The sequence below is a fragment of the Pseudochryseolinea flava genome (genome assembly GCF_003286915.1).
Lineage (GTDB): Bacteria > Bacteroidota > Bacteroidia > Cytophagales > Cyclobacteriaceae > Ohtaekwangia > Ohtaekwangia flava.
Genome location: NZ_QMFY01000003.1, coordinates 318,074 through 333,653 on the forward strand (window position 1 = coordinate 318,074; position 15,580 = coordinate 333,653).

A 15,580-nucleotide genomic window follows, 5' to 3' on the forward strand; every position below is an offset into this window, starting at 1 on the left:
AAAATGATACCAGCGATGCTAAAATGGATATCCGATGGCGATGTTAAACATCAAATTATCTTTTCTCCATTCAGAGCTTCCAAGTGCGATGTCCTTTGCAACCCAGCGTTGTCCTTCAGGAAGAAATGGCTTTCGCAACGGCATGGCTATGTCAAGGCGAAGGACGAAGAAGCTAAAATCAAATCGAAAACCGAATCCTGTTCCTACTGCAAACTCATTATAAAATCTATTCCTTTTGAAATTACCTTTCTCGCCACGGCTATCACTGTCTTCGGCATCGAGAAGCCAAATATTACCGGCGTCGACGAAGATGGCCCCCTTGAACGATTTGATAATATCAAATCTGTACTCAATGTTACCCTCCAGTTTAATATCACCACGTTGGTCTATGAATAACCCATTTCCAAGAGCCACAGAATCATAACGAATGTTGTATGTACCGGGCCCGAGTGAGCGCGCGGGAAATGCACGGATGCTATTAGAACCACCGATTGAAAATTGTTTTATGTACGGCATGGTCGAAGAATTTCCAAATGCTTTTCCGATCCCCATAGCCACCCGCGTAACAAGTTTATTATGCTTGTCAAACTGCCAGTAGTGTCGAAAGTCAACGTCCGTCTTGATGTATTGCGAATAAGGAGACCCAAAAATTCTTAGCGTACTATCGCCTTCATCTTTAACCGCTTTTTGTATGGTATGCAAAAGATTTCCAGCGACATCAATATTGCCATTGAAATAAAAATTATGTTCAGCAATCTGCCGTGTTCTAAAGCGATCAATCGGTTGCTCTTCGGTTAACTGAGTATTTAACGTGAAGGAATAACGCGTTCCAAAAATAAATTGATCTTCAAAAGAATTCGCGATCACGCGATTACGACTCAATTGTTCAACAAATGCATCTGACTTTTTATCCGTGCGCACAAAATTCAGATCTACTGGATACAGCTCATGTACGCGTGACAGAGATTCTTTCCAATTGTAACCATACCCTACGTTGAATGAATTAAGTCGGAAAAAACCGACGCGATTTTGCAAGTTAAATCCAAGCTTAAAGACAGTCTTCGGAAGGTAGCGCTTTGACGAGTAATCAATCTTGATTGGCGATATAAAACGAGGCACTGTCAAGCTTGTTTCCATGCCAAGCTCAAATGAATTGAGCGGTTGATTCACGTTTCTATTAATCTGTACCTCATAAGCTGAGTTCAACTTCAACTGAAACAACTCTGCTCCGCGAAGGAAATTTCTATTGCGGAAGGTAAATTCGAGCCCTGGACCAACAAAGTTATTCGACTTCGAAACAGCTTGCGTCTCAACACGAATGGATTTTTTCTTTAAAGGGGTGAGAAAAATCTCTGCACGAAGTAACGCAGTATCCGTCACCTCTGTGAATTTGATGTTCACGAATTTAAATGTTCCTAACCCCATCAAATGACTTAGCGTGAGTTCTTGATCTTCGCGCGTATAGACATTGCCTTTCCGTAAGTTCACCACGCGCGTTAAGATCTCTGGACGAAACATCTTCGCGTCGTCAAAGTAATTGAAACTATCCACTTTCACGACGTCGACCTTTTGTAAAGTAGAATCACGTGAAAGCGAATAGTTAGGATAAATATTAACGTCAGCCATTCGATAAATTTTCCGCGCTTTGCGCGGAATGCCTGGTTCTAAACGCAGTTTCAAGTCAACCTCATGATCGCCTTCGGTACTATCGGCTTCAAAGATTAAATACTTATCATCGAAAAAGTAGAATCCATAATTTTCGACAACGGCTTCGATACGCGCCTGTTCCGCTTGAAGCATATCGAGTTGATATCGCTGCTTTGGTTTCAATAGCGATTCTTCGTGCAGTGTACTTAAAATGGCAGCATAGGTACTATCTCTTCCTTTCGGATATTGTACTTCCCGTAAGCGGTATGGCCTATACAATTTAATATCATAGATAACCGTACTCTTTGTACCCTTTGTTTTAATAGATGCATCTGCGTCAGACTTAAAATACCCCTCATTATTGAGATATCCAGCCAGAATTTTAGCTGTGCGCTCAGGCGTAACGTCGTCTATCAAGACCGGCTCTTGTCCGAATTTACGCTTCAAAAAACTTCGAAGTCCCTTCTTCTTTTTTGGTGTTCCCGTTGCGTAGTAGATCCAAACGCCAGGACGCATCCCCAAAACTTTCGTATTTCGTTTCGGGGTAATATAGGTATCCAATTCCTTACGCAGCGTATTCTTCCGTCCCACCTTACCTTGTTGTTGATGAACTACGATTTCTGAACCATCATAAAACGATTCTCCGTCTTTCAGATATTTCGTACCAGTACAGGAAACTATGGTGAATGAAATTATCACTACCGCGAGGCGATGCCAGCAAAAATTCTCCTTAGCGACTATGTTAGTTTTCTTCCTTGACATTTGCCTTAAACAATTCGCGTAATGAATTATAATCCTTAATATAAATCAGCCCTGCACCGGTTTCGATGAGTTCACCGTCGATCATATCGTAGTTGCTATTTCTGAACCCAACAATTCTAAACCTGCCGTCTTCGGTGAGTTTATATTCCAACGCCAGATCCCCAATGTAATCTGCAAAATCGCTTTGCTGCGAAGCGTCTCCTTCAACATCTACATTTCCAGAAATCTTTACCACGAGTCTATCGTTTAGCAATGACTTTGAAACACCTAACTGTAATTCGGTTTGGCCTTGTGCACTGCCCGACGAAAAATCTTCATACGATTTTACATCGACAGACAACTCGACGCCCTTTACATTTTGTGATAATCTATTAAGCTGTTCGGTGAGCAGTTTGCTAACACTTCTACGTGCAGTACTTGCCACGTCTCCGCCTTGGCTTTCAAAAGGATTATCAGACATAAAACGCTTCAATACGAGCAGGGAAAACACTTGTTTGTTTAAGTCTGACTCTCGGGTGTTAATGTCCTGAATCTTGGCATAGATGTTACCACCAAATGCGTTTCGTTCGCGTTCAGGCATATCGAGTTGAAAACTGATTTCCGGCGTAAGCAATTCTCCGCGTATCTGTAAATAAACCAAAAATGGAAGTTGCTGTCGGTACATTTCCATCTCCGCTTGATTACTCGGATCAATTTGATTCGACACAAGTTCCATCGGCGAAGTCTCTACCTCATATATCGCACGGAGATCCATCAAGGCGTTCAAAGGATCACCTGACCACGTAATCGTTCCACCTTTCTCCAACAAGAACTTACGTTTCACTAATTTGTAAAACGACATGTCATAAGATCCTTTTACAACTTCATATCTGCCCGACAACTGCATGTCTCCCGTGGGATCCATATGCAAGGTCAACGTTGAATTTCCATTCACAGAAAGTTTATCTCCAGTAACCGGATCTATCACAATGTTAAACGTCTCGAACTCCGAAAGCTCGATATTGGCCGTCAGTTCAAAACCCTTAAAACCTGTTGACGCTGTGTCGTGCGGATTTATCGACGCTAAGAACGGATCCTGCTTCGCATCGCGGTCAACGAAAACCACAATACCTTGCTGCTCTAAAATCCCTTTTTCCGACTGTGGAACTACATAGGTAAAATCACTCTCTTTTGTGAGACTCGCATTCATCGTAACACGCGGGAGATCAGACGTTCCTTTAATCCGTGCGCGCATGTTCAATCCTACTTTGCCAAAGAAAAGGTCGTTATCGTCAATAGTTGAATTCAAAAGCTGAAAATCTTCCGTGTTAACGGTGAGGTCCAAATCAAATGTTGTGAATGTCGACGAGCTAATGGTTCCGTCTATAACAGCTTCATTGTTCTTCGAATCGCGGATAGTAAACTCATCGAGACTAAGTCCTTCACGATTTACAGATATAGATTCTTCCTGTAATACAAATTGATTGTTCAAGGATGTCACGATAAACTTCGCTTCTTTAAAATTGACCGAGCCATCGATGTTCGGCTTCCGTGTACTCCCATCAATTTTTACATTCGCAAGCAATTGACCACTCACATTTTTTAATTGGCCCATCGATAATGGTTCTACTATGCCGAGGTTGAACTTGTTGATATCAACCTGAAAATGTATTTCTGGATCCGCCGACTTCGTAACGATATACCCAGCCGCTTTTAGTTCTGCATTTTCTCCTTCAACACGGACATCAATATTAAAAGGACCAGTAGATGTTCTTCCTAAGGCTAGCTCAAGGTCTCCCCATTCTTGTTCCATCAAATTAAAATCATGAATGACGAGATAAGAATTAAAAGCGCCTTGCTCTGCAACTGAAATATTCACATCGCCATCCATCGTTCCTGCCGCGGGCGTTGTTCCTTCAACAAAGTGCGTGAGATTAGCGAGGTCAAACGCCGTGAATTCAATCGCCACCGTAGAGTCTCTGTCATTGGTACGGCTCACGGCAAGCTTCTCATTTCCCTTAGAAAGTTCGAACTGGTGCGGTAAAATCCCAGTCTTACCGAATGCGAGATAATTACCATCCGGCGTTTGCCAATCCTCGTAGTTTAGTTTTAGTTCTTCGTTTAAGAGACGGAACCGAAGGGAATTTTCAAAACTTCTGATTACTCCACCAATCAAGTATTTATCCTCCTCCTTTTTGTCCAATACACTGAACACGGTATGCATCGAATCATTCGCAACTGTACCTTTAAAACGCAATGCAGAAACTTGTAAAGTATCCATCAACACATTTCTAATGCCGAAGTTAAACCAAAGTTTATCTTCATCTGAATCAACCTTCAACGTTACGGAGTCAACACTGATGTTACTGTACTGAAGGTCTGCAATACCAAAGGTTAGATCGAGCTTGTGAGATTTACTATCGAACCGCCCCGCAATCTTTCCTGGAACAAATGGTTCAAGATCTGGAACGAGGACTTCCGTGAGCAAGTCTGTATTTTTCAAGACTAGTGAAAATTCAAAATTCTGCGGTGCTATCGGCTTATTATAAGTCGTATCATGCAGCGAAAAATATTGATTGAAATGTCGGCTAATGGCGTCGGGTAAACTGAACAAGTTCAACGTTCCTTTAAAATGACCAGTGATAATATCAGAGCGTATTGACAATTCACTTCTTCCTTCCTGGTCAAGTGATGCAAACAATAGCGAGTCAACTGCATACAGCGTCTTGCCATTATAAACTGCGACTTCGCGAATGTCAAGATTTCCATTCATCACTTTGAAATCAGTGGTCTTCATGTCCACACCTAATTTAAGTCGCGCGCGTAGTTCACGTTCCGTCAAATGAAGTGCGTGAAGGTCTGCATTCTTTAAATCGAAGTCTAACTTGTAATAAGGCACATCGCCGTTATAATCGAGATCGCCTTTTAACACAAAGTCTAAATTTTTATCTGCAAGCTTTGCTTCACCTGAGAAGAAGTACTGGTTTACTTTTCCATTGAGCTTAAAATCTTTGTAGCGATAATTGTTATATACAAATTCATTTACTTTCACATCGACGCCCGCCGCAAGCTCATTTATTTTCACACCCGCGCCATGAATTGATGCCTGTAAATCAAGAACGCCAATTGTTTTCTCTTGCAACAAAAGTTTACCGAGATTAAATTGATCAACGTCCACCGTAGCGGAGTAATTTTCTTTTGTAACAGTAGAATCCAGGTTCAATCTTGCCTTCAGCGAAACCTTGCCAAAATCACTTGTCATCGTTGCAGCGACTTGTGGTTTGACTAAACTACCTTTTACATCACCGGAAAGATTGATCCAAGAAGGAAGACGTATCGATTTAGGAATTAAAGTATCTGCAAGGAGTGCTTTCAAGTCATTCCGCGTTGTATACAACTTCTTTAAATCTAAGTTCATTTGAAGTTGCTTCGGCTCAGGAAGTCCGGCTACCGTCCCCTTTAAATCTAGTTTTGTATTGGATAATGATTCAACAACAAATTGGTCAACACGCAAGTCGTTGACTTTTCCAGCGCAGGCGAGTTCGAATGTAACGCGTTCCGTCGCGGGAAGTTTAATAGGAATATCTTTCAAAAGCGTCGGTGCAAAAAAAGCAACATCTTTGAACGAAAGATGTGAACGTGCTACGTCTACGTTCACGTTTGCGTCGGGGTATGTTTTTCCTAAGGTGCTAATCGAATCGCCGGTAACTTCCGCTGTCAGCGCAACATGGCTGTAGGGTGTTTGAAACTCAAAATCTTCTACGCGCATTGACTTTGCATCGAGTGCAAATTCGCTGGTAAAGTTTGTCAAACTAAATCCACTTCTGTCTTTAAATGAAAGCTTGTCAATCACGCCGCGCGCGTTTACACCATCCCATTGAAGATCACCAGCATCAAGCATGAGTTCCGTTATCCATAGATGACTAAAATCCATCCCACCTGCCTGCGTCGGTTTATTAAAATCGTGATACTGGATAATATTCTTTTCTAGATCTATTTCGTCAACGCTTATATTCCATGGCTTAGGTTTAGCCGCTGAAGATTTTGCCAGTGTAGTTTGTGTTGGCGCTTGCGCAAGCTGTTGTTGATGATACATCAGAAAAACATCAGACAAAGAAACTTCATCCAGCGCTATGATTTGATTCCGAAGATCAAATTTTTCAGCAGAGACGGAAGCATCACGAAGATTTAACTTCATCGTTTGACCAGATCCGTAGTGTGCATAACTAGCACGGATGTTATGAAGATTGAGGCTGGCTAGCCCCAAATCATATGGAAAAGGTTCGTCTTTCGTTTGTGCGGAATCAACTACTTGATCAGTCAATGGATTCTTCGTTTGCTCGAATGAAGCAATCACGTTCGAAAGGTTAATTTCATTCACATCGATGACCGATCGATTTAGATCAAATGTATTGACATCGAGATCAAGTTCGCCAAGCTGGAGTTTCAGGTCATTGCCGGCGATGGGATCAAAATAAACGACGCGTGTATGTCTAAGTTCTACATTTCCGATGGAAAAATCCCAGGGACTGGCCGTTGTATCCGTTGGTTCCTGAACGGCTGTTGTATCAGCAAAGGCTTTGACAATGTAATCGAAATTAAAACTACTGTCGCGTTTATTTCGGTTAACGAAACCTGCAAGCGTGTCAAAAGTGACATCATTTAGCTGAATACGTTTTTGGGTAAGCGCCCACAAGTCAGTATTAACCGACAGTTCGCCGACATACAACAATGTATCTTTGGATTGATCCTCAAGATAAAGTCCATCCAAAACAATTGTCTTTGGAAAGCTTATACTAATATGAGCAAGGCGGACCTCGGTTCCGATCTTATCTTTCAGAAATGTTACGGCCTTTTGCACGATCTTGTTCTGAACGCTCGGAATTTGAATAGCAAGAGAAACTGCAATCAACAGCGCAACTATCGACAAGCTTATCCAACCAACTATTTTCAGAACCTTGATGAAGATCCGTTTTACGCTTCCGTTTTCCATGAGGAATTTGTCACGGGGCAAAGATTACCCGCGCTATGCCGGACGATTAACAATGCTATGCCAGTTTTGATCTTAAAACGCAACGGTTTTATACTGTTAATGCGCTCGGCGTTGTGGATGTAAATCTACAACTCGCGGAGAAATTGACGAAAAATACGTCGGTTATTCAAGGCTGTGACGTTCATCAAGATCTTCATGTTTATCGCTGCCCAAGCTATAGGGATTATTTTCTTCGTCCTCCTTACCAATTGCTTCGTTGTCGTCATCCAACTCTGCCCCAGGTATATCGAGGTCGTTCCCAGCAAAATCCACTGGATGCGCACGGTGTTTCAACAGCGCTTCATCTTCTCCCATATCCATACTTAAGTCGCGGGGCCCTAATGCTTCCAGATCCTCCTTCGTCACATCAGACTCTCGCTTTCGCGACGAAGGCACTATCAAATTATCGTCGTCGCCAATTTTCGACGCAAGCTTCTCTGGCTTTGTTGCTAAACCTTCATCGTTTATGCTCAAGCGGTTATTTTGAATGGTGATATCTTCCTTACCGGGATACTTCGGATACCCTGGGAATTTTTCACTGCCTTTAGGTTTATCCTGCTTATTCTGCTTTGACATGATTTATTGATTTTGTGGTTTGTAATGTTTTGATTCCGACAAACGTATTTTCTTTCCTGTTCGCGCGGCCTCGTAGATCGCCGTCAATATCTTAACATCCCGAAGGCCCATTTCTCCAGGAACCTTACTCTTCTTGTTATTCATGATGCAGTTCGCGAAATCATCCATCTGCAAAGCCTGTTCACGAACTTGTGGAAATTCGAAGGGACCATCACTTGCACGACCCTTTTTTCCATCGTACTCGTAGGCTGGGTCCAGCTCGAACCATCCCTCTTCAGCTTCTGCACGCAGCAAATTCATCTCCTGCGCATACGACGTCTCGCATTCCGCGATTAGTCCACTTGGAAATTCCATGGTCCATTTCATAGACTGCTCCACCTCTTTAAATTTTACAAGGTCTGTCTTCGGTCCTTCTTTAGCAGTGACGGCAACGGGAAGCTCTCCTGAAGTATAAAGCGCGCCTTGCACACAGTAAATTCCTACGTCAACCAGCGGCCCTCCACCTGCAAGCTTTTTATTGAGCCGCCAAACATTAGGTTCGATATCCATCCCGTCACGAGCAATGATCTTCTTGACATCACCAAATGTTTTGTTCTGACCAAACTCCGCCATAGCAAGATTATAAGGTTCAAAATGTAGGCGATAACCAATTGACAACAATTTGTTTGCCTTTGCACTGGCTGCAATCATTGCTTCGCATTCTTGAATCGTAGGCGCCATCGGCTTTTCGCAGATCACGTGTTTTCCCGCTTGCGCTGCGCGAATACTATACTCCGCATGCATGGAATTGGGAAGCACGATGTAGACAATATCGATGTCAGGATTATTCTTAATCGAATCGAAATTCTCATAATTATAAATATTCTGCTGCGGTATATTGTATTGCTGACGCCACTTCTCAGCTTTCTCAGGAGAACCTGTTACGATCGCTTTCAGTTTGCATTTCTTGGTCTCTTGCAACGCAGGGGCTAGCTGTTCCGTACTATATTTTCCAAGTCCGACGAGTGCTACACCCAACGGTTGCTGTGCTACTGGTTTCGTCGCTGGTCGCTCTCGTTCTAATACATCAGCGCCAGGCGATGCAGAACTTCGCGTTGCTGCAGATGCCGTCATCATATGAATTCCGGGAATGGTCAGTGCCACTTGTCCAAAGTGTTTTATAAAATTTCTTCGTGTGGTATTCGTCATATTAATCCGCTGTCCACGGCATTTTTTCAGGACGTTAAAAAAGGAATGCCATTCGGTTCAACGTTCACGACGAACACGAACGCAAATTTGAAATGACGATATCGTTTTGCGGGACACCAAACCCTTCTGACAATAATGAGTATTAGTTTGCGCATGTAAATTTGTGATACCGTTTTGTCGCTCGCACTCCTGGCATGAAAATATGTGATCACACATTATTACAATACCCATTATGACAACGGTAATTCGAGACATTGTTTGCCTACTCAACAAGCAGCAGTATTCGTTTCCAGAAACATTCCAATCGCTCGAGCGCGTAAAATGCGAAAGTAGCCGTGTCTTTATGATTCACTACCCCCATTATCAGCAAGACCACGAAGGCTACTCAATTTCTGTTGAAGAGCGCTTGGTCCATATTCAACTTTATACTTGCGCTAATTCAGAGGCCGCAAATGAAGCGCTGCGCGAAACGATTTCTAAGATATTCTACGACTTCAACATTGACCGCTATATGCTGTGGTACGACACTTCGGCCGCTTATGGCTGGACCGATCACCTTCTTCCATCAGCAACGGTTTACCATTGTACTGATCTGGTAGCCACCGAAAACGCCAGTCAACAAATGTTATTGCAGCGCGCATCTACCATTCTAACGGATGGGCTAAGCGCACACGAATATTTAAAAACGAAGTTTTCGAATGTATACCTTCTTAAGTCGAGAGTCGACCTTGAAAATTTCTACGAAGCACGTTACTATAAAAAAGATCCCATAGGCCAGGTAAATATTCCCTATCCCCGCATTGGGTGCTTCGGCGACGGGCATTTATTTGATGTTGAGTTGATAAAAACCTTGGCGGAAACACGCCCACATTGGCAGTTCGTTGTAATTGCAGACACACAAGATTTAGAACTACTTTCGAAGTTTAACAATATCCATTTGCTGGGATGGAGAGGTGAATCAAAACTCGCTGAATACATCAGTAATTGGGACGTCGGGATCATTCCCTATGGAGATGAAAACAAAAGACGATTTCAAAATCCAAAGGAAATTACACAGCTGTTGGCAGCCGGTAAACCCGTCGTCAGTACGTCGATGACTGATGTTCTGCGCACATTCGGTCAAAATAAACTTGTCAGAATCGCTGGCACAAGTGCTCAGATGATCATGATGATCCAAGAGGAGCTCAAGCAACGAGACCGCGTGCAATGGTATAACAATGTGAAGGATTTTTTAAATGAAAGATCACTTCACAACTCTCTTGAAAGTGTTCAATTTCATTTTCGTACCCATTATAAATTTGAATCCACTTGCAAGCTTTCCGATTCACATAAAGTTGAACCAGCTTCCGCGTAAGATTGCAACATCATTCTGTCGTATTAACAAGCATGATGCGTCCTAACTATCAGGCAACAATTTCGAAAAGAAATTCCCCAAGCAAGCGTCAATGGCATCATGTTTAAGCTTGTATTAATATCAACTTTTTTCACAAGGGGTGCTAAAAAGTGTATTGCAAAATAGACAAGCTGAGATTATACCCTCACCACTTGAACCAGGTAATGCTGGCGGAAGCAAGTGAAAAAAGAACGGGGCTAACATGAATCATGTTAGCCCTATTTTTTTGTGTAGAAAATTAAGGGCAGTTTGTGGACGACTATTTCAAATCTTACAATACTCTCAAAACATTACGCGCGACACGCGAATTGAAAAGATCGAGAGAATAGAAAAATTTCATCGTGCATCTTTGTATCGTTAATGGATTTAGTGAGTGGGTGTTTTGATGATCAACCTCTGGTGCTACCATTTTTTTAACTGCTTTGATTACTTTTTAAACTCGACGACATTTAACACCAGAGGTTTGATCATCTACTAAACAAGCCACCGGGCCTTTAACCAGAATTACCCCAAGCATTTTTTAGTACACTCTTTTAAGGTTTAGCTAACCCCAACCCGGGTTAGCTTTTTTTATGGATACGAGCGGCATATATTTTTTAACAGTTGCAAAAAATATTGTCGTCTATGAGAATTAAACTACTCCTCATACTTTGTTTAACCCTTGTCTTTTCCTCTTGCGAGGATGGGCTCTTTAATCAAGAAGAGGGACCATCATATGAGGACATCAATGAACCGGAACCAGGACCACCGATACAACGGCCTGTTCAAATGACGTTCGGCAGTTCGATTGTTGGATATTACGAAGCGCTGCCTGCCAGTTATTTATTTCGCAGCTCAAAAAAATATCCACTGCTGATTAACATACTTGGAGCAGGTGAACGAGGTGATGGTTCACTTGAGCAACTCGGATCTGTACTGCGTCCTTACACGCCCGCCAAGTTGATACAAGCAAAACAATTCCCAAAAGATTTCCTCATCAATGGAAGATACTACGCATTTATTGTTTTATCGGTGCAAATGAGAACAGATCGACGTGCGCTTCCCGATGATATTCACGCATTGATCGAGTTTGCTAAAGCGAATTATCGTGTCGACAAATCAAGAATTTATCTCACCGGAATTAGTCTCGGGGCCGGAACTGTATGGGACTACGCGGTTGACAATACAGGATACGCATCTACCCTCGCCGCTATTACACCGATGGCCGGAAAGTCGGTGGGACATACAAGGGAAAAAGCAAAAGTAATAGCTGACGCACATCTCCCCGTCTGGGGTTTTCATAGTGAGTTTGATACGGCTGTACCGGCAACGAGCACGACAAACTACATTAATTGGATCAATGGCTTTGACAAAAATTTAGCAAGACTCACATTGTTTCCAGACTCATCGCACCTATGCTGGCGTTGGTCTTTTGATCCGGCTTATCAAGAAGCAGATAGTATTAATGTCTATGAATGGATGCTCATGCACAGCAGAACCATTGAAGACTAACCAACAACAAAAAGTCACATGCTAAGGAGAGCATGTGACTTTTTAAACGGCACATTCTTACTTTTTTCGAATGTATATATCACCGTTGTAGTTCTTAAGGGTTATCTCCGCCCCTCCGCCGTTGACTTCGCCACGTTTCCAATCGTCAACAGTAACTTTATACACACCAGATTCTTTGTTTTTCTGCTGCACTGGACCAGTGCTTGTCATCTTCATTTCAAAGCCCGTGAATATTTCACCTTGCTCTGTTTTCATTTTCATTGTTGCTTTCATCGTTCCTGGGAACGTAAGATCAATATCGCCATTGTAGGTAGAAAACGACATGGGAGCGCCATCGGTCACTTTATCGAAGGTAGCTTTGATTTCACCATTGTATGTTGTCGCGACCACAGATCCAGAAATATTCAACGCAGTAATTTCTCCGTTGTAGTTGGTTAGCTCTACTTCCCCCTGAACATTCGTAACCATCAGGTCACCGTCGTTATATGTGCTCACCTCAATGTCGGCACCGGATGGGATTTCAATTTCTAGATCAAGCTTATTATTCCACGAATCAGATGACACCTTGACGAAGTTTCCGTTTTCAACTACTTCCAGATCCATACCGCCGCCACCAACTTTCTTGAGACCAGCTTTCGATTTTGCATGCTTATCATGCGCGTGGTCGTCGTCATGACAATCTTCACACTCACTATCTTCAGCGGCTTTGTATCTCACGAGCACGTCCTTGCGCGCCGTTCCTTTTACCGTAACAGATCCATAATTTATACCGGCTTTCAATTTTAGTCTTTTCGCCGGATCTGTAAGCGGAACAGTAAACTCGTTTGCATTTTGCGCCCATCCATATGCGCCCGTCATCAACACCAGTCCAAGGGTCATCAATACGATGGAAAGAATTAAGAATTGCTTTTTCATAAATGTTATCTTTAATCGCTGTATTCTAGTTTGTATTTTCTTTGAGGTAGACGTTACCGTTAAATGTTTCGAAATCGAGAAGAGAACCGCCAGCACCGACCTGATAGTGGTCGCCACCGATTTTGTATTTCATACCCTCTTTATATTGTTCCTGTTCCAATTTTGCCGGAAGCTTTTGGATTCGATCGATATTCGTATAAAAATCACCATTAAAACTTTCGAAGCTGAGGTTCGCCGCCAGCCCCTTCCTGAACAGCGCATTGATATCCCCATTCAGGCTGTAGAAGCGACATGGATTCTTGGGATTTGTCGCATACGTTACATCGAGATCACCATTGATCGTACTGGCCGCAGCTTCGCGTTCCAAATTTTCCAAGCGGATGCTTCCATTCACGTTATCGGCTGAAACAACACCTTTTACATTTTCGATCACAACATTGCCTTTATTGATCGTTGCAACCGACACATGGGTATCAAAGGGAACCTTGATCGTAAAATTTGTCTGATGATCAAATTCATCACTGCAATTCTCGCAGTTCCACTGATAGCCCCACCCTGCCTTGAAATGACCTCTGTCAGATGCTTTGTCAAATCGTTGGCAAAGGCCATCAACGAACAATATCAGTGAATCAGAGCGATCAATAATACCGAGCGAAACCTTTTTTCCTTTTTCTATCCTCGCTTCGGTTTTTGCCGTAATCGTTTTATCCATTACTACAATTATTTTATCGCCTGCATATCCCATTACTTTTATACTCCCATTGATATTGGCGACAACGAGCGCGTTACTGCTATTTTTTGTTTCAAAGGATAGTTCCTTCGTGATTGTTTCCTGAAAAGTTTGCGCAAGACAAACCTGGCTGATGAATATCAACAGCACTATCATAATTTTCTTCATACTGTTTAGATTAAAACATCAATACTTTGTTCAATTTTCTTCTTGACGTCTCGTGGCGTCTTTTTATCATCAAGAAGCTTTTTAAGTTCCTTTACGGAAGATTTTTCCTGAATAGCAACCATGAGCTCAGCCAACGCAACTTGTACTAATGGTGAGCGTTGTTGCGCGATCGATCGAATGAGCTCTTGGCGAATGCTGCTATCTTTAACATAAGGATGCAGTGCGTCGAGTGCCGCTAACCTGACGTTCACGTTGTCGTCATGATTTAATGTCTGAATCAAAGCTGCCGTTACTTTTTGACTCGCTTGATCCATGTCTTGCGTAAGGCTCACGGCTTTGAGTCTATCCGTTGCCGACTCTTTCTCCAAGAGTGACAGCATCATCATTTCTTTCAACGACGTAACCTCCTCGCTTAGCTTACTCATCTCAGCTCCATCACTTGTCGGGCGCAAGAAGTATCCTACCGCAAGCCCGATCAGCAATGTCGCGGCAGCTAGTCCAAAGCGGGGAACCAATGTTGGAATTTTGAACTGGCTCCACCAATTCAAGGAAGATGTCGATTTACGTTGCATTGCTAACATCGCGTAGAACTTATGATCAAGATCCATGGAAGGCACCGGCGGTTCTATTGCGATCAGTTTATCTTGAAGATTTTCTAGCGATAATTCCTCAAGTGTAATCTCCTCCTTCTCAATCATCGATTCGAGCATATGCTGTTCTGCTTGTGTAAGCAAGCCAGCTCTAAATTTTTCAATCAAATCACGCTTCATAGTATTCATATCGAATCGGTTCATCAATATTTAGCTTCCAATTTTCGGTATACTTCTTTTAGCTCTTGCAAGGCGCGAAAGACCTTTACCTTCACGGCACTTTCAGTACAACCGAGCATCTCGCCAATTTCTTTGTACTTCTTTTCTTGGTATTTACTGAGGAGCAAGATTTCGCGTTTATCATCGGGAAGCTGATCCATGGCCATGGAAAGGAGTTGCATCTCTTCTTCCGCTTGAAATTGTGTAGATCGATTCTCAGTACTCCCTAGTCGTTCTTCCCAACTTTCCAATGAATCTTTCGCATTGATCTTGTTCTTTCTGAAATGGTCGTGATTCACATTGCGCGCGATGTGAAACATCCAAGTCCTAAAATCACCATCTCCCCGGAAGAGGTAGCGATATTTCAGGATTCGGACAAAAACATTTTGCACCAGGTCTTCCGATAATTCGGCATCCTTATTCATACCATAGAAGAATCCATACAAAGGCCTCTTATAGCGCTCAAAAAGCAGCCCGAGTTTATCGACGTCGCCGTCTCTGACTTTTACCATCAGCGCATTATCGCTTAGTGCTTCCAATTCAGGTCGTAAAGTTTTCAAGATGGGAAACCCAGGTTTTTAGTGAAGGTTACATGTGGCACGCAATCTTTTTAAGAATTTAGTGTTATAAGTCTAAAAAAGCATAATTAAAGGTAAAACAACACTTTTTCAGCCGTCACTTTTTCAAATATTGAATCTAAACCTGAGGCTTTAGACAATTAAACTCTTAAATTAGGTAAGCCCATCTTATGCCCATGAGAGCAAACCGGATCAATCTCCTTCTGGTTATTTCCATTCTCCTCACGATCGTGAGTGGCATTATCTCGCATTTTGCGAGTCAAGAAAGTACGCGCTACACTGGTACTACACACCCAACATATTATCGAGCAA

At 42.5% G+C, this 15,580-nt stretch carries 10 protein-coding genes and 1 riboswitch; of the genes, 2 read left to right on the top strand and 8 right to left on the bottom strand.

Annotated elements, in window-relative coordinates; genetic code table 11:
- Nucleotides 1-18: 18 nt before the first annotated feature.
- The 4 genes from tamL to DQQ10_RS09080 all read right to left on the bottom strand — a co-directional run bounded on the left by tamL (nt 19) and on the right by DQQ10_RS09080 (nt 9,184).
- Nucleotides 19-2,409: a translocation and assembly module lipoprotein TamL gene (gene tamL, locus DQQ10_RS09065; RefSeq protein WP_112746529.1), complete on the bottom strand. Its 2,391-nt coding sequence runs from the start codon at nt 2,407-2,409 to the stop codon at nt 19-21.
- Nucleotides 2,390-7,381 carry a translocation/assembly module TamB domain-containing protein gene (locus DQQ10_RS09070; RefSeq protein ID WP_112746530.1) on the bottom strand — a complete coding sequence of 1,664 codons (4,992 nt, stop codon included), beginning with the start codon at nt 7,379-7,381 and terminating at the stop codon, nt 2,390-2,392. The genes tamL and DQQ10_RS09070 overlap by 20 nt, the downstream gene beginning before the upstream one ends.
- 162 nt (nt 7,382-7,543) lie before the next feature.
- Nucleotides 7,544-7,996 (bottom strand): hypothetical protein, encoded by a 453-nt coding sequence (locus DQQ10_RS28095; protein ID WP_221409705.1) that lies wholly within the window; start codon nt 7,994-7,996, stop codon nt 7,544-7,546.
- Nucleotides 7,997-7,999: 3 nt separating this feature from the next.
- A complete protein-coding gene (locus DQQ10_RS09080; protein WP_112746531.1) occupies nt 8,000-9,184 on the bottom strand; it encodes a Gfo/Idh/MocA family protein in 1,185 nt (394 codons plus the stop codon).
- Nucleotides 9,185-9,416: 232 nt separating this feature from the next.
- Here DQQ10_RS09080 and DQQ10_RS09085 point away from each other — a divergent pair, with 232 nt between their 5' ends.
- Complete coding sequence (locus DQQ10_RS09085) at nt 9,417-10,538, top strand: glycosyltransferase (protein WP_112746532.1); 1,122 nt, start codon at nt 9,417-9,419, stop codon at nt 10,536-10,538.
- A 125-nt stretch (nt 10,539-10,663) separates the two neighbouring features.
- Nucleotides 10,664-10,773, top strand: a riboswitch (TPP riboswitch).
- Between the two features lie 428 nt (nt 10,774-11,201).
- Nucleotides 11,202-12,068: a carboxylesterase family protein gene (locus DQQ10_RS09090; protein WP_112746533.1), complete on the top strand. Its 867-nt coding sequence runs from the start codon at nt 11,202-11,204 to the stop codon at nt 12,066-12,068.
- Between the two features lie 57 nt (nt 12,069-12,125).
- Here the strand turns inward: DQQ10_RS09090 and DQQ10_RS09095 are convergent, their stop codons facing one another.
- Genes DQQ10_RS09095 through DQQ10_RS09110 form a run of 4 tightly spaced genes read right to left on the bottom strand, consistent with a single transcriptional unit; the run spans nt 12,126 to nt 15,250 of the window.
- Complete coding sequence (locus DQQ10_RS09095) at nt 12,126-12,983, bottom strand: DUF4097 family beta strand repeat-containing protein (RefSeq protein ID WP_112746534.1); 858 nt, start codon at nt 12,981-12,983, stop codon at nt 12,126-12,128.
- A gap of 25 nt (nt 12,984-13,008) precedes the next feature.
- Entirely contained in the window at nt 13,009-13,881 is an 873-nt protein-coding gene (locus DQQ10_RS09100; protein ID WP_112746535.1) for a DUF4097 family beta strand repeat-containing protein, read from the bottom strand.
- 5 nt (nt 13,882-13,886) lie between these two features.
- Nucleotides 13,887-14,660 carry a HEAT repeat domain-containing protein gene (locus tag DQQ10_RS09105; protein ID WP_165823865.1) on the bottom strand — a complete coding sequence of 258 codons (774 nt, stop codon included), beginning with the start codon at nt 14,658-14,660 and terminating at the stop codon, nt 13,887-13,889.
- A 14-nt stretch (nt 14,661-14,674) separates the two neighbouring features.
- A complete protein-coding gene (locus tag DQQ10_RS09110; RefSeq protein WP_245970339.1) occupies nt 14,675-15,250 on the bottom strand; it encodes an RNA polymerase sigma factor in 576 nt (191 codons plus the stop codon).
- Nucleotides 15,251-15,580 lie beyond the last annotated feature (330 nt).